The following is a 16734-nucleotide window of genomic DNA, read 5'->3' on the forward strand; positions in this document are numbered from 1 at the left end:
AATTCACCGGTATTGGATAAAACATGAAAACTCTCATCGACTTACAAGTAGGGGATACGTTAGAGCAACCTCAATGGCTAGTCGTCACCCAGTCTATGATCGATCAATTCGCCGAAGCCACAGGAGATCACCAGTGGATTCACTTAGATAAGGAAAAGTGCAAAAGAGAAAGCCCTTTTTCAACGACTATTGCTCACGGCTTTTTAACCGCTTCATTAATGCCCAAAGCGTTTTCAGAGGTATTAGAAGAGTCGGATAAAATAGCCTCTACCATCAATTACGGCATTGATAATTTGCGTTTCTTAGAACCGGTAAAGTGCGAAGACAGTGTAAAGTACCAATTTAAACTGGTTGAGACACGTGTAAAACCGGCGGGCACGTTATACAAGGTAGAAGCAAGTTGCGTGTTAAAGTCGTCAGGTAAGCCGGCACTGGTGGGCACCTTTTTAATGCTTGGTGTACTAAAACCGTAAGTTTAGTGGCGGGTTATACAAGCAATAAAAAACGCTTATCACGGTAGATGATAAGCGTTTTATTTTGTTACGAGAAGACGATGCTTAATTAGACGCGTCCTCTGCACCTTCTTCTACTGCTTCACCTGCACTTTGAATATCTTCGCCAGCACCTTCAATAGTGGCACAGCCATTCATTGTGCCTAAAAAAGATGCAAACAACATTGCGGTAAATAGGTGGCGTAACTGTTTTGCTTTAGCTAGATTTTCCATCTTCGTTCTCCTTTGTGTTAAAAAATTCGGAATAAGGGCTGGGTTAGTCTTCCCCTGAGCCACTTCCTTGCTGTTTGCCATTCGAATCATTTCGACTGGCTGAAGAATTGTTGTTTCCATTACTCTTACGCTTGGCGCTGGTGAGCATGGTGTCTAAATTGTCACTGCCTTTAGAATTGAAATCTAACGTACGAATTGGGAATGGAATAAGAATATCGTTTTCTTCCAACACACGTTTAACAGTCACTACTGCATCGTGACGGGCTACCATAAAGCCGGTGTCACCGGGGTAATCTATCCAAAACCACACCAATAGATTAATGCTTGAATCACCGAAGCCTTCGGCGTACACAGCAGTTTCATGTTTATAGATAACATAGTCTTTTTCATTCATGGCCTCAGTGATTACTTTGGCCGCTTTTTCTACGTCATCGGAATAAGAAATACCTACGGGTACTTCTATTCGGCGGTAACCTAAGGTGGAGTAATTGGTTAAAATATTGCGAAATAGAATTTTGTTCGGAATAACTTCTATTTGGCCGAAAAAGGTTTCTACGATGGTATTACGTAGGTTAATGCCCTTTACGTTGCCAAAAACGCTTTCGGCTTCAATAACATCACCAATATCGAAAGGCTTGCGAATACCCATAGCAATGCCAGCAATAAAGTTTTCCGTCATATCCTGAAATGCAAAGCCGATGGCTAATCCGACGATACCAGCGCCTGCCAGTAAGGATGTGACCGTGCCAGATAGACCAATAAAATCTAGCGCGATAAAAATTCCAGCAACCAAAATGATGGCTTTAACAATTGAGGTGAGTAACGAGGCAATTTGGCGCGACTCAAATGTCCTACGCATCAACTTGCCTACCCATTTTCCCACGATTTTCGCGAGTATGCCGAACCCAATAGCAATAAGAAATGCCACGACAATGTTAGGGAGAAGGGTAATTGCGCCTTTTAACCAAGACTCTAGTTTGTCACTAAGCAGTGTGTAAACTTCCTCAATTTTTATTAAATCCATACTCTCGCTTATTATTTCTGCTACATGCTAGAGGCTTATTCAATTTTCATTCCGCTACCGCTTGCTAAGTAAGATACTGATATAAATGGTTAATTATTTTCATAAGGTTAAACATTTCTGACCACTAAGAAAAAAATACTGGGTGTCAGAAAAGATTTCCCATAGGGCATTTTTGCTTATTGGTCTTTGGTATAAGTGGTCAGACCATGTGTAAAATTAATGTTAACCCATTATTAACAATAGATTTACAAACGCCCGTTTGAAGCATACCATCAATTCGGTAGGTCATATTTTGTTCATGCCCTAATCACAATAACAATGAGAAATCGCCCAGCCTATTACTAGCGGAATGTGAGGGTTATCCCGGTAGTGATGTGCCTAGATTTGGAATCACACTATGAATGTAAAAACGCGTAAAACTGCAGTGGCTGCTTTAGTAAGCTCAGCGTTTCTCTGTTCTCCCTTTGTTGCATATGCTCAACAAACACAGGAGAGTGAAGAAACTGAGGCTAAAGAAGTTGAACTTATTCTTGTTACCGGTAGCTTCGTTCGTCGAAGTGAAAATTTTGAGTCTCCCTCGCCACTGGCGGTGGTAGACAGTGTTGCCATTGACGCTATCGGTGCGAAAAATATCGCTGATATCACCGAAACATTAACTATTAATACAGGTGCAGAAAATAACCCCGACGCATTTACCCAAAATGCTACTGCGGGGACCTCTAATATTAACCTGCGCGGTTTAGGGGTAGCCTCTACGTTGGTACTCCTTAATAATAAACGCCAAGTGGTAAATGCTCAGCCCACTAACGAAGGGTTAAACTTTGTTGATACAAGCTCTTTGGTGCCTATGATAGCTATTGACCGTATGGAAGTGGTTAAAGACGGGGCGTCGGCCTTGTACGGATCGGATGCGGTCGCGGGTGTGGTGAACTTTATCACCAAAAGAAACTATGATGGGGTCATGATCAGTGCCGACTATCAAGACGGCGCGCATGGGGAAAATAAAGAATATATATTACAAGGGGTATGGGGCGCCACAGGGGACAACGGCAATGTAATGGCCGCAATTAGTTATACCAATCGGTCACCGTTGTTTTTAAGTGATAGACGTTTAAGTCGTCCGCAGGATGATACCAGTGCACTGGGAAATCCAGCGTCGTATTTTTTAAATATTCCGGGCGTGGGCGCGTTACCCATAATCGACCCCTATGGGTGTGAAGAGTATGGCGGTACGCCGGATTTGCAGGCGCCTAGCGACACTATTCCAGGCTTGGAAGTGGGCTTTTGTGGGTTTGATTTTGGTAAATATTACTCGTATGTGGCAGATGAAAGTAGAATTAATACCTATGTAAGCGCCAATTATGAATTTGATAACGATATTACTTGGACTGCTGAATTCGGTATGGCGAGAAATCGTGCCGAGCGTGGCGGGGCACCAAGTTTCCCTATACTTACTTCGCCAATAGTGCCCGATTACCACCCACAAAATCCGTTTGGTCAATCTGTGGCTTTCTTTGGACGTGCAGAAGGTAACGGTTTTGAGGGTGATCCGGCAAACACAGAATCAGACACTTTTCGCTTTAGCACCAATTTACAAGGTGTAACCGACAGCGGCTTCTGGGAAGTTAGCTATACCCGCGCCGTTAACGACTTCGTATTTAGTGTACCCGACGTGCTAGATACCGAGTTTCAATTGGCGTTATACGGCTTTGGGGGCTCTGCGTGTGACCCTATAGCGGGGACGGCTGGAGAGGGTGACTGTGAATTTTTTAACCCATTCGCCACGTCTTATACCAGTGCACCGAATTCAGAATATGTGGTTAATTCGTTTACCGGTAAACAGGTTATCGACTCCAAAGCCGATTTGGAAGTTTTTGAAGCTTTCACATCATTTGACGTATTTGAAGTTGGTGGCGGTTTCGCGGCACTCGCGTTAGGCGTACAATATCGTGAAAACCAACTCTCCCAAGACTATGATGAGTTGTCTAATCAAGATAGCTTTACGTTTGTTATCGGCAATCCAGATATTAATGGCAGTCAAGATGTGTGGGCCGCGTTTGGGGAATTAGCATTACCCTTAAACGAAGATTTAGATGTGCAACTAGCACTACGTTATGAAGACTACGGCGGTAGCATAGGCAGCACAGTAGACCCGAAATTAGCGGTTTCATATCGGGCCACTGATACCTTCTCACTGCGCGGCTCCATATCCACCTCGTTTAGAGCGCCTACCGTGTTCCTCGCACAAGGGGGAGCTACTTCGCTACAACAAATGGTCGACCCTGTTCAGGGGGCGGTAGCCTTTGTTGCCGTACGTACATCAGGTAACGAAGACCTTAAGCCAGAAGAGTCTACAGCTTACAATGTAGGTGTCTCTTTCGAGCCATTCCGAGATTTGTCCCTTGAACTTGACTATTGGAACTTTGAATTTGAAGATTTAATTATTCAAGAAAATGCGCAAGCATTATTAAATGCTAATCCTACCGACCCCGATAGAATAGTAAGGGCGGGGGACCCACTGACCGGGCCCGTATTACAAATTAACAATACATACGTGAATGCAAGTTCGTTAGAAACCTCGGGTTTAGATTTTGTTGCCAGCTATAAGATGGAAACCGAACTTGGTAATTTTACCCCATCCCTTAACGCTACTTATATAACCAAATATGAGTTGATGGACCCGCAAGCTGGCACGATTGATGGTGCAGGACGCCGCAATTTCAATAACATAGGTGTTTCGTCTCCAGAACTACGTATGAACTTAGGGCTCGCATGGCAACACGATGTACATGCGGCAAATATCTTCGTTCGCTATATTTCTTCTTATGATGACGATCAGAACTGCTCAGATGGCACGGTCAATGTGACAGGGTGTAGTGATGGTTTCTACGAAGTAGATAGCCAAGTAACAGTAGATGCACAGTACAACATTGATTTAGGCGCTATGTTTGAAACTGAACGAAGTTATGTGCTCTCCCTCGGCGGTATCAATATATTTGATGAAGATCCTCCACGGTTATTTACCAACAGTGGGTTTGACTCAAAGGTACACGATCCCCGTGGCCGTCAAATTTATGCACGATTTGCAGTTGAATTTTAGCTAAGTGTATTTTATCAAGGCGCCGGCTTATTATGCCGGCTTTTTTGTAAACATAACTTTTTGTAAACATAACTTTTTGTAAACATAATGCACCAGCCTATGTAGTGACGTGCTTCATGTAGGTACTGATATTCACCGACAGCTAGTTTACATTTACGCTAATGTAATCAATCAAAGAGAGCGTATTAGGTGACAAAATTAAACAGTGAACAGATAAACCAACGTCTTACCTCATTAAATGAAGCGTTACCTGAAAGTGAGCAGTGGGCATTAAAAGATGACACTATTACCAAAACCTTCACATTTAAAAGTTTCATTCGCGCATTTGGCTGGATGTCGCAAATTGCCATATGGGCTGAAAAGCTTCGCCATCATCCGGAATGGTTCAATGTTTATAACCGGGTAGAGGTCACATTAACCACTCATGACGTCAATGGGTTAAGTGAATTGGACTTCGAATTGGCCGAAAAAATGGAAAAGTTTCGCTAGCTATTATCTGTTGTGTAGAGGAAATGTACTGTTATTGTACAAGGCTTGTACGTAATGCTGGATTATTGTTCACTTGGTCAGAAAAGTGTAATATTTTTGAATAAGGTGCTTGTGTTAGAAAAGTTCGTATGTATAATACGCCCCACGTTGAAGGGAGGAGCAAACAACTCCAAACACTTTAACAGAATTTTCTGGCGCGGGATGGAGCAGTCTGGTAGCTCGTCGGGCTCATAACCCGAAGGTCGTAGGTTCAAATCCTGCTCCCGCAACCACAGAAAATGAACTAACTCCATACTGGGGTGTCATAATAGACAGCTTGGTAAAACGATCAGACGCGGGATGGAGCAGTCTGGTAGCTCGTCGGGCTCATAACCCGAAGGTCGTAGGTTCAAATCCTGCTCCCGCAACCACATTCAAACCCCAGTTTTTACTGGGGTTTTTTTGTATCTATTGCTTTATTGGCCGCCCTACTAAAACTTTTTTGCAGCGCGCTTGGCGTAGCGAAAAAAAGTACCTTCCTTATTATCTGGTTTTTAACAACACAATTTATGGTGTAGCGCCCAGCACAAAATAGCCTTTACCTCTGTTTTACTTTATTATGCGTTTTTTCATTACCACCGTGTGCATAGAGTCCCTGCAGTGAAGTAGCGGATAAGTCGTTTATGATATTAGAATATTTTGATGTAGGGCCTGAAGTTACGCTATTAGAGGGTAACTACAACTATGGCTTGGTGTGCCTATCACTTATTGTCGCCATTTTTGCCGCCTTTATGGCGTTTAATGTGGCAACAGAAGCCGCTAATACGCAAAACCGCACGCGGCGAAACACACTTCTATTTGCCGGCAGTTTTGCGTTAGGCGGCGGCATCTGGGCCATGCATTTCCTTGGCATGTTAGCCTTCGAATTATGCGCACCTGTTACCTATGATGCCTCTATTACTGCACTTTCAGCTATCCCCGGTATTGGCGCAGCATGGGTGGCGCTGTCCCTTATGACCAAATCTCGAATTTCCTTTATTCAAATTCTCGCAGGCGGGGTACTCATGGGCGCGGGCATTGGCACTATGCATTATAGCGGCATGGCGGCAATGCAAATGTCTCCTTTGTTGAGATACAATGTGGCACTGTTTTTACTTTCTATCGTGGTAGCAGTAATACTTGCCATGATGGCCCTGTGGGTGAAATTTCGGGTAAGTAGCCAAAAGGATGGTGGGTCGAATATGTCTGCAGCGCTCATATCTGCTGTAGTCATGGGCTTAGCCATTTCAGGTATGCATTATACAGGTATGGCCGCAGCTAGGTTTGCGCTACCACCCGGGCTTGAACAAAGTGCACAAACGGGGTCGATTTCCGTTTACTTAGCACTTGCCGTTGCAATGGTGACCATCACCCTGATAGCAATTGTGTTAGGTGTCACGCTGCTATTTCGTTATAAAGACGTCATGCTTAGGGCTCTTTCCAGCGAAGAAGTGCAGCATGCAATTACCGATACCGCTATTGACGCTATTTTAACCCTCGACGACAAGGGGCGCATTCAAACTGCTAATCCCGCTGTTCAAGAGGTGTTAGGTTATTCTCCTGACGAACTTGTTGGCGAACCTGCAGGTATCTTAATTCCGGATCATCGTAAGCATGTTTACGATGATGATTTCTTTACCCAGCGAACGGTGCCTGTGCAACAAATTATTGGTACTAGCAGAGAAGCTAATGTCATTCACAAAAATGGCGAACACATACCGGTTCGTATTGCTATTGGCTACACTAAAATACACGGTAAGGCGATTTTTGTTGGCTTTATTTCAGATTTACGCAAGCGCAAAGCGATGGAAAACGCGTTGCGGGAAAGTGAAGCCAAATTCCGCAGCTTTATATCGAACATTCCGGGCATGGCCTACCGGTGTTTAAACGAAAAAGGCTGGCCAATGTTGTTTATCAGTGATGCGGTTCGCGATTTAACGGGCTATGAAGCCGATGATTTTATACTTCCTACCCCTAAAATGTCGTTTATGGAGTTATATCATCCCGATGATCTTGGCGAGCTAAGTAAGCTCAACAGGGTAGAGGGTGAGTTTACCCTTGAGTATCGTATTATTACCAAACAGGGAGATGTACGCTGGGTTATTGAAAAAGGCGTTCATATTACCGATGAGGATGGGGATACTAAATTTATAGATGGGTTCATCGCGGATATTACGGCGCGTAAAGAAATGGAGCAGCAGCTTACCGCAGCAAAAGAGAAAGCCGAAGATGCGGCTGCCGCGCGTACTACCTTTTTGGCCAATATGAGCCATGAAATTCGCACGCCCATGAATGCAATTATTGGTTTTAGCGATTTACTGCTTACCGAAGAAATGCCAAGCGAGCAACACGCACACTTATCCACTATCAATAGTTCGGCGCGTTCTTTATTACATTTACTCAACGATATTCTCGATAGTGCGAAACTTGATAAAGGTAAGTTAGATTTAGAATACCGAGATTTTACCCTTCGAGAGGAAGTCGACAATGTGATTTCCACCTTCTGGTTACAAGCAAAGCGTAAAAACATTGCCTTGGAAGTTGAGGTTGACGATAACGTGGGCGAAGCCTACCGAGGGGTGCCTGAGCGCATTAGGCAAGTACTAAATAACCTTATCGGTAATGCAGTAAAATTCACCGCTACGGGCAGTGTAAAGTTGCGCGTCACTACCGATACAGAGTTTGTTTACTTTAGTGTTGAAGACTCGGGTATAGGTATGTCAAAAGAGCAGGTGCAGCGCGTGTTTGATGCGTTTTCCCAAGCCGATGCATCTATGAGCAGGAAATATGGTGGTACGGGGCTAGGTACCACAATATCAAAGCAGTTGGTTGAACTTATGGGCGGTAACATCTGTGCGCAAAGCGAGTTAGGCGAAGGGAGCAAGTTCACCTTTAGGCTGCCTCTTACCCCCGCTGAACCCCCTAAGGCAGAAGCAAAGGGGCAACCGTTATTACTGCCATCCATGCATATGCTTATTGTTGATGATATTGCGCAGAATATTGACTTATTATCGTTGTTACTGACTCGCTCAGGGCACCAGGTTACTGTAGCGCGAGATGGTGCAGAAGCATTAGACAAAATGATGGATGATGCGACAATTGATATCGTGCTCATGGACCTACAAATGCCGGTGTTAGATGGGCTGGAATCAGCGAAGCAGCGACGTAAATATGAAGCTGAAAATAACCTTGCACCTTTGCCTATTGTTGCGCTAACGGCAAGTGTTCTGGTGCAAGACCGTCACGCAGCGATAGACGCGGGAATGGAAGGGTTTGCCAATAAACCCATAGATTATCCTGCATTAACTCGTGAAATTGCACGGGTAAAAGGAATACAGGAAAAAGACGTTGCGCCGTCGGCAGAAGTAACCGCGAAGCGAAACAAAAACACGCCTACACGGGAGGCGAATAAGGTTGTTGATGTGGACAAAGCACTGCAACTCTGGGGCGAGAGAGAGGTTCATTTACACGAAGTTGGCAGATTTATTACCAACAGCGAAGAGCAGGTTAAAAACATTATTAGCGCAATTATAGAAGGCGACGATAAAATGGCCGCTTCGCTAGCTCACGCAATGAAAGGGGTTGCTGGTAATTTAAGCTTAACCACGCTATTTACCGTGTGCCGGAACATAGAACAAAGCGCGAAAAAGAATGAACTGAATATTGTATTAGTTGAACCATTGCGTAGTGCTTTCAACGAGTTAACAGCATGGTATTCAGCGCAAGGGCAAACTGAGGCAACGACAAATGATGACCATGTAAATGGTGAAGAATTGATTTGCCGTCTTACCAAGCTATGCGATAGTGTTAATAAAAACATGCTTGATGAAAACGAGCTTGAAGAAATAGAAGCTATGCCAGCGGGGCGCTTTAAAGAAGATGTCACTGCTGTATTATTTGATATCAACGACTTTGAATTTGAAAATGCGGAACAAAAAATCCAAGCGCTAATAAATTCAATAAATGAGAGTTACCGCTAGCCCATGTTACGACAATTATCAGAGCCCTCCATATTGCTGGTAGACGACGAACCAGTCAATCTTCGCGTATTAAAGCAACTATTAGCCTCGGATTATCAGCTTATCTTCGCCAAAAATGGCGAAGAGGCGATCCGATTGGCCACAGATCGTCAGCCCAATCTCATTTTACTCGATATTATGATGCCAGGACTAACCGGGTTTGAGGTATGCAAAAAACTAAAAGCCCACGCTGGTACCCGTCATATCCCCGTTATTTTTGTTACTGCGTTAAACGATGCTCACGATGAAGCTGAAGGGTTTGAAGTAGGGGCGGTAGACTATATTACCAAACCTATCTCGCCTGCCGTGGTTAAAGCGCGTGTGAAGACACACTTATCGTTGGTTCAATCTGACGAACTAATGCGTACACGATTGCAGGTGGTGCAGCGGCTAGGACGTGCAGCTGAATATAAAGATAACGAAACAGGTATGCATGTAATGCGTATGAGCCATTATTCGAAAATTTTGGCAACCGCGTATGGGTTTAACGAGGAAAAAGCAGAAATTTTATTGCATGCTGCTCCCATGCACGATATTGGTAAAATCGGCATTGCGGACAGTATTATGCTAAAACCGGGTAAGCTAACTGACGAAGAATTTGCGGCAATGAAAAAGCACCCTGAAATTGGCGCTGAAATATTGGGCGAGTGCGACTCAGACCTACTTAAAATCGCCAAATCAGTGTCGTTAACCCACCACGAAAAATGGGATGGTAGCGGTTATCCAAACGGCCTCAAAGGCGAAGATATACCAATAGAAGGTCGCATTTGTGCGGTAGCCGATGTATTTGATGCGTTAACCAGTAAGCGCCCGTATAAAGAAGCGTGGACGGTAGAGGAAACCTTAGACTTTATGCAAAGCCAAAAAGGTAAGCACTTTGACCCAGCGCTTATCGATTTGCTTGTAGAAAACTTACCTGCCATCTTAGAGGTTAAAAATACCTGGGTTGATGAAGACTAATCCATACTGTCTGTTGCTTAATGTGCCGCCAATCAGTATAATGTCCGTATTACGTGATGGTGGCGGGCTCCCTCAATGGTAAGGAAAGTAACGCTTCCATGATTAGCAAACTATCGCCTAACGGTGTTTTTACCCATAAGTTTGCAACTGCCGGTCTGGCAGGTATGGGTTCAGAAGTTTTATAAAAGCCCCGCTAGTCCGGGGCTTTTTGTTGTATTAAAACCTGGAGTCAGCCTGGCTGAACTGGGTGATGACAGGTGGGCGTAAGGCCCTTTTTTTGTTTTTGGAGGTTTGGATTGGCAAAACTTGAAGAAAAACTAACCGAAATGCTAGAGCCGGGTGTAGATGCACTAGGTTTTGAGTTGGTTGGCGTCGAGTTTGTACGAGCGGGGAAACATTCGATTCTTCGTGTTTTTATTGATCACGAAAACGGTATTTCCGTAGATGATTGTGCGGATGTTAGTCATCAGGTTAGCGCAATTTTGGATGTAGAAGATCCCATCAGCACCGAATACAACTTAGAAGTGTCTTCGCCTGGTATGGACAGACCGCTTTTTAAAGAAAAGCATTATGTTGATTCTGTAGGTGAGATTGTTCAGGTTCGTCTATCTATGCCGATGGACGACAGACGTAATTTCAAAGGCAAAGTATTAGCATGCGAAAACGGCATAGTTAGTATTGAAGTGGATGGCCAGCAGTTCCAGTTAGCTGTGGCGAATATCGAAAAAGGTAACGTTGTTCCCACCTTCGATTAACGGAACAGCAATGCTTTCATCGACGAAAGCTTGAGTGAGGCGAAAATGAATAAAGAAATTTTGTTAGTGGCAGAAGCCGTTTCAAATGAAAAACAAGTGCCTAGAGAAAAGATTTTTGAAGCGTTGGAATTTGCGATAGCAAGTGCAACGAAAAAGAAAAACGAAGGCGAAATTGAAGTACGTGTAAGTATTGACAGAACTACGGGCGACTTCGATACCTTCCGTCGTTGGATGGTTATTCCTGATGATCAGGAGCAAGAAAATCCCTTCGCTGAAATTACCTTCTCTGCAGCACAAATTGACGAACCTGAGATCCAATTAGGCGATTTTGTAGAAGAACAAATTGAATCTATAAAATTCGACCGCATTACTACGCAGACTGCAAAGCAAGTCATCGTACAAAAAGTGCGTGAAGCCGAACGTGCACAGATGATTGCCGAGTATGAAGATAAAGTCGGTGAGTTAGTTACAGGTACTGTGAAAAAAGTTAATCGTGACAACATTATTATCGATTTAGGAAATAACGCTGAAGGCGTAATTTACCGTGATGATATGCTACCACGAGAAACCTTCCGTCCAGGCGACCGTGTTCGCGGCTTACTGTATGTAATTCGTCCGGAAGCACGGGGAGCACAGCTATTTGTTAGCCGTACTCACCCAGATATGTTGGTTGAACTTTTCCGTTTGGAAGTTCCGGAGATTGCCGAAGAAACGCTAGAGATTAAATCTGCAGCGCGGGACCCGGGCTCACGGGCGAAGATCGCAGTGAAAACTAATGACAAGCGTTTAGACCCTGTGGGTGCGTGCGTAGGCATGCGTGGTTCACGGGTACAAGCCGTATCAGGTGAATTAGGTGGTGAACGTGTCGACATCGTACTGTGGGATGAAAATGCGGCTCAGTTCGTAATTAATGCAATGGCGCCAGCAGAAGTGGCCTCTATTGTAGTTGATGAAGACAGCAACACCATGGATGTTGCCGTTGAAGCAGACAACCTTGCTCAGGCAATTGGTCGTAGTGGTCAAAACGTACGTCTTGCCAGTCAGTTAACTGGCTGGGAGTTAAACGTGATGACAGTAGATGACCTGAACAAGAAACATGAAGAAGAAAACGCTAAGGTGCTTAACCTATTTACAGCCGGCCTAGACATTGACGAAGAGTTTGCGTCTGTGTTGGTTGATGAAGGTTTCACCACACTGGAAGAAGTGGCCTATGTGCCAACAAGCGAGCTTCTTGCAGTTGACGGTTTAGACGAAGATACCGTTGAAGAATTGCGTACCCGTGCACGTGCTTTCCTTACGACCCGTGCATTGGCAAACGAAGAAACGCTTGAAGGCGCAGAGCCTACCGAAGCCTTACTAGGCCTTGAGGGAATGAGTAAGCACGTGGCCTATGTGTTGGCCAGCCGCGGCATTACCGACCTTGAAGAACTGGCTGAGCAAGGCACAGATGAGATAAGTGATATCGATGAACTCGACGATGAAAAAGCGGGTGCGCTAATTATGGCGGCACGTAATATCGTTTGGTTCAATGAAGAGTAAGGTCAACAGGGGGAAAAATACGTAATGGCAGATGTATCTATTGAAAAGCTCGCCAGCGACATTGGTACGACCGTTGACCGATTGGTTGGCCAGTTTAAAGGCGCGGGTATTGCAAAGAATGCCGGCGACCAGGTTAACGAAGACGAGAAAAAGAAACTATTGGATCATTTAAGTAAGCAACACGGCAGCGCCTCAGAACCACAACGTATGACTCTAAAACGTAAAACGACAAGTACGTTAAGCGTGGGTAAGTCAAAAGAAGTGAAAGTAGAGGTGCGCAAGAAGCGTACATACGTTAAGCGTAATGACGCGGAAGAACAGCAACGTTTAGCCGAAGAAGAGGCAAAGCGTGCTGAGGAAGAACGTTTGAAGCGTGAAGCGGAAGAAAAAGCAGCAGCGCAAGCGAAGCAAGCTGCTGAAGAGAAAGCGCGTAAGGCGGAAGAAGCGAAGAAAGCCGCTAACGAAGAACGCGCTCGTCGTGCAGAACAAGCGAAGAAAGAAGCCGAAGCACGTAAGCAAGACGAACCAGAACTAAGTGACGCTGAGAAAGCGGAACAGGAAGCGGCTCGTCAAGAGGAAGAACGTCTTCGCAAAGCACAGGAAGAAGAGTCGCAGAAGAAGCTTGAAGAAGAAGCGAAAAAAGCGGCAGAAGAAGCGCGTAAGCTTGCTGAAGAGAATGAGCGTCGCTGGAAAGAAGAAGAAGAGCGCCGCAAAAAAGCTGAAGCTGAAGAAGTGCATTTACACTCTAATCGTTATGCACAAGAAGCCGAGGATGAACAAGACGCACAAGTTGAGCGTTCATCACGTCGTCGCAGAAAGTCTAAGCGCAATGCAGGTGAACACTTGAAGCAGGGCTTTAACAAACCAGCACAACCGGTTGAACGTGTAGTAAAACTTGGTGAAACTATTACCGTTGGCGAACTTGCAAGTAAGCTTGCAATTAAGTCTAACGAAGTTATCAAAACCATGATGAAAATGGGTGAGATGGCAACCATTAACCAAGTGCTTGACCAAGATACAGCGGTACTTGTTGTTGAAGAAATGGGTCATAAGTATGAACTGGTTAACGACAACGCGTTAGAAGACGAATTGTTGGCTGAAGGTTCTGGTGGCGAAAAAGCTGCGCGAGCGCCAGTTGTTACTATTATGGGTCACGTTGACCATGGTAAAACGTCACTTCTTGATTATATCCGTCGTGCAAAAGTTGCCGCTGGCGAAGCTGGTGGTATTACTCAGCATATTGGTGCTTATAAAGTAGAAACCGATAACGGCGAAATCACCTTCCTAGATACACCAGGACACGCGGCGTTTACCGCTATGCGTGCGCGTGGTGCCACTGCAACAGATATTGTTGTACTTGTGGTTGCCGCCGATGATGGTGTGATGCCGCAAACAAAAGAAGCGGTGCAGCATGCTCGCGCTGCGGGTGTACCACTTATTATTGCGGTAAACAAAATGGATAAAGAGTCTGCGGATCCAGATCGGGTTAAAACCGAACTGTCTCAGTTAGACGTTATCTCTGAAGAGTGGGGCGGCGAATACCAGTTCTGTAACGTGTCTGCGAAAACAGGTATGGGTGTAGACGCATTGCTTGAAGCTATTGTTCTACAAGCTGAATTACTTGATTTACAAGCGGTAGCAGAAGGTTTAGGACGGGGTATTGTTATTGAGTCTCGCCTTGATAAAGGGCGTGGGCCAGTGGCTTCTGTACTTATTCAGGAAGGCCAACTGCGCGCTGGTGATATTTTACTGTGTGGTGAAGAATATGGCCGCGTTCGTGCTATGCGCGATGAAAACGGTCAAGATATGAAAGTTGCCGGGCCTTCTACACCTGTAGAGGTACTTGGTCTTTCAGGTGTTCCTGTAGCCGGTGAAGATGCAGCGGTAGTTCAAGATGAGCGTAAAGCACGTGAAGTCGCAGCTAAGCGTCATCAGAAGAAGCGTGAGCTAAAACTTGCTCGTCAGCAGAAAGCAAAACTAGAGAACATGTTTGCCAATATGGCCTCGGGTGATGTGAGCGATTTGAACATCGTACTAAAAGCTGATGTACAGGGTTCTGTAGAAGCAATTGCTGAATCACTTATTAAGCTTTCTACCTCAGAAGTGAAAGTAAATATTGTAGGTAGCGGTGTAGGTGGTATTACCGAAACAGACGCAACCTTAGCGGCAGCATCTGGTGCTATCGTTCTTGGCTTTAACGTTCGTGCTGATGCGTCTGCACGTCGTGTGCTTGAAGCAGAAGAAATTGATTTACGCTACTACAGCGTTATCTATCACTTGATTGATGAAGTTAAAGCTGCGATGAGCGGTATGCTTGCGCCAGAATTTAAGCAAGAAATCATCGGTCTAGCACAGGTTCGTGACGTATTTAAATCGCCTAAACTGGGTGCTATTGCAGGTTGTATGGTTACCGAAGGCGTGGTTAAGCGTAGCAATCCGATCCGTGTACTACGTGAAAACGTAGTTATCTATGAAGGTGAGCTTGAATCTCTACGTCGCTTTAAAGATGACGTACAAGAAGTTCGTAACGGCATGGAATGTGGTATCGGCGTTAAGAACTACAACGATGTTAAAGTCGGCGACCAAATTGAGGTTTTCGAAATCGTTGAGGTTAAACGAGAAATCTAAATTGCCTATAACATTGGCATGAAAAAGCGGGGGCCAGAGCCCCCGTTTTTGTCTGTATAACAGGCAGTAATCTGTGCAATGTAAGAAAGGAGTATATTATGGCTCGTGAATTTTCACGTACCGACCGAGTGGCGCAGCAAGTACATAAAGAAATTGCCAGCATCATTCAAAATGAATATAAACATCGCGTAGGGGATATGCCGCTGATCACGGTATCAGATGTAGATGTTACTCGCGACTTGGCCCACGCTAAAATATTTGTCACTATTTACAACAGTACTGAAGAAGAAGGCAAAGCCCAAGTTAAGCAGCTGGCCGAATTCAAAGGCTTTATGCGTAGCATACTGGCGAAACGTTTACGTATGCGCTCAGTACCCGATCTTCATTTCTTTGAAGATAAATCAATTATTGAAGGTATGCGTATTTCTAACCTTGTGTCTGAAACCATCGCAAAAGATGAGTCTAAGCGCGAAACTGATGATTCAGAAGAGCAGGAGTAAATGGCAAGACGTCGTAAAGGCCGTAACATAAACGGCATAGTGTTGCTAGATAAGCCCCTCGGCGGCTCATCCAATCAGTTATTGCAGAAAGTAAGGTGGCTGTATAAAGCTGCTAAAGCAGGACATACTGGCGCGTTAGACCCGCTAGCAAGCGGTATGTTGCCTCTTTGTTTGGGCGAAGCGACTAAGTTTTCTCAGTTTTTACTTGATGCGGAAAAAACCTATGAAGTTACCGCTAAACTCGGTATTCGCACCACAACCTCTGACGCTGATGGAGAGGTGGTTGACGAAAAGCCAGTGGACGTGGATGAAGCGACTGTACGTGAAGCTTGCCTTAGCTTTTTGGGCAAAAGTAAGCAAATCCCCTCCATGTTTTCGGCACTTAAACATCAAGGTAAGCCGCTTTATTACTATGCTCGTCAAGGGATAGAGATAGAGCGTGAACCACGAGATATCGAGGTGTACGAGTTGGAAGTGACCCGTGTGGCGCTCCCTTTCGTTGATATGCGAATAAAGTGTAGCAAAGGTACCTATATACGCTCTATTGTGGATGATCTCGGTCAAAACTTAGGGTGCGGGGCTTATGTAACGCGTTTGCACCGAACGGAAGTGGCTGATTATCCAACCGATAAAATGGTCTCGCTTGATACGTTAATTACGCTTCAAGAATCTTTGCAAGAGGGTGATTTTAAAGCCCTTGATGATCTACTTATTCCTATGGACACTGCAGTAAGCCGCCTTTTGAAAGTTGTGGTAGACGATACTGAGCGTATGCGTTTCGATCATGGCCAGAGCGTTGAAGGTCAAAGCGACCATCAGCTAGAAGAGGGTGAAGCTTATCGTGTTTATCATGGTGAGGGGCCGGGTGCATTATTCTTAGGCGTAGGTGAGGGTGTTAAGAACCCTAAAGATCAGCGTGCAAACACCGGCAAAGTTTTTGTCAATCCCAAACGGCGTGTGGTGTACGAACAATAAAG

Annotated in this window: 12 protein-coding genes and 2 tRNA genes; 12 read left to right on the forward strand and 2 right to left on the reverse strand. The window is 44.9% G+C overall.

Annotated elements, in window-relative coordinates:
• The first annotated feature begins 23 nt into the window (after nt 1-23).
• Nucleotides 24-473: a MaoC/PaaZ C-terminal domain-containing protein gene (locus tag GTH32_RS05715; protein ID WP_163084279.1), complete on the forward strand. Its 450-nt coding sequence runs from the start codon at nt 24-26 to the stop codon at nt 471-473.
• A gap of 84 nt (nt 474-557) precedes the next feature.
• Here GTH32_RS05715 and GTH32_RS05720 read toward each other — a convergent pair whose 3' ends face one another.
• Together GTH32_RS05720 and GTH32_RS05725 are read right to left on the reverse strand one after the other, a co-directional pair.
• On the reverse strand, nt 558-677 hold the full coding sequence (locus tag GTH32_RS05720) for an entericidin A/B family lipoprotein (protein WP_425482359.1): 120 nt from the start codon (nt 675-677) through the stop codon (nt 558-560).
• Nucleotides 678-768: 91 nt separating this feature from the next.
• Entirely contained in the window at nt 769-1749 is a 981-nt protein-coding gene (locus GTH32_RS05725) for a mechanosensitive ion channel family protein (protein WP_163084281.1), read from the reverse strand.
• Between the two features lie 397 nt (nt 1750-2146).
• Between GTH32_RS05725 and GTH32_RS05730 the strand changes: the two genes are divergently transcribed.
• From GTH32_RS05730 to truB, 11 genes are all read left to right on the forward strand, one after another.
• Nucleotides 2147-4849, forward strand: coding sequence for a TonB-dependent receptor (locus GTH32_RS05730; protein ID WP_163084282.1), 2703 nt, complete (start codon nt 2147-2149; stop codon nt 4847-4849).
• A 189-nt stretch (nt 4850-5038) separates the two neighbouring features.
• Complete coding sequence (locus GTH32_RS05735; protein WP_163084283.1) at nt 5039-5338, forward strand: 4a-hydroxytetrahydrobiopterin dehydratase; 300 nt, start codon at nt 5039-5041, stop codon at nt 5336-5338.
• Nucleotides 5339-5533: 195 nt separating this feature from the next.
• Nucleotides 5534-5610: transfer RNA gene (locus GTH32_RS05740), tRNA-Met, on the forward strand.
• 61 nt (nt 5611-5671) lie between these two features.
• A tRNA-Met gene (locus GTH32_RS05745) sits at nt 5672-5748 on the forward strand.
• 252 nt (nt 5749-6000) lie between these two features.
• Nucleotides 6001-9336: an MHYT domain-containing protein gene (locus tag GTH32_RS05750; protein WP_163084284.1), complete on the forward strand. Its 3336-nt coding sequence runs from the start codon at nt 6001-6003 to the stop codon at nt 9334-9336.
• Between the two features lie 3 nt (nt 9337-9339).
• Nucleotides 9340-10335, forward strand: coding sequence for a response regulator (locus GTH32_RS05755; RefSeq protein WP_163084285.1), 996 nt, complete (start codon nt 9340-9342; stop codon nt 10333-10335).
• Between the two features lie 296 nt (nt 10336-10631).
• Nucleotides 10632-11090 (forward strand): ribosome maturation factor RimP, encoded by a 459-nt coding sequence (gene rimP / locus GTH32_RS05760; protein ID WP_163084286.1) that lies wholly within the window; start codon nt 10632-10634, stop codon nt 11088-11090.
• A gap of 45 nt (nt 11091-11135) precedes the next feature.
• Nucleotides 11136-12629 (forward strand): transcription termination factor NusA, encoded by a 1494-nt coding sequence (gene nusA, locus GTH32_RS05765; protein ID WP_163084287.1) that lies wholly within the window; start codon nt 11136-11138, stop codon nt 12627-12629.
• 24 nt (nt 12630-12653) lie between these two features.
• Nucleotides 12654-15257: a translation initiation factor IF-2 gene (infB, locus tag GTH32_RS05770; protein WP_163084288.1), complete on the forward strand. Its 2604-nt coding sequence runs from the start codon at nt 12654-12656 to the stop codon at nt 15255-15257.
• A gap of 98 nt (nt 15258-15355) precedes the next feature.
• Nucleotides 15356-15757, forward strand: a complete 402-nt coding sequence (gene rbfA, locus GTH32_RS05775) for a 30S ribosome-binding factor RbfA (protein WP_163084289.1) — start codon at nt 15356-15358, stop codon at nt 15755-15757.
• Nucleotides 15758-16732, forward strand: a complete 975-nt coding sequence (gene truB / locus GTH32_RS05780) for a tRNA pseudouridine(55) synthase TruB (RefSeq protein WP_163084290.1) — start codon at nt 15758-15760, stop codon at nt 16730-16732.
• Nucleotides 16733-16734 lie beyond the last annotated feature (2 nt).

This window comes from Alteromonas profundi, from assembly GCF_010500865.1.
GTDB classification, from domain to species: domain Bacteria; phylum Pseudomonadota; class Gammaproteobacteria; order Enterobacterales; family Alteromonadaceae; genus Alteromonas; species Alteromonas profundi.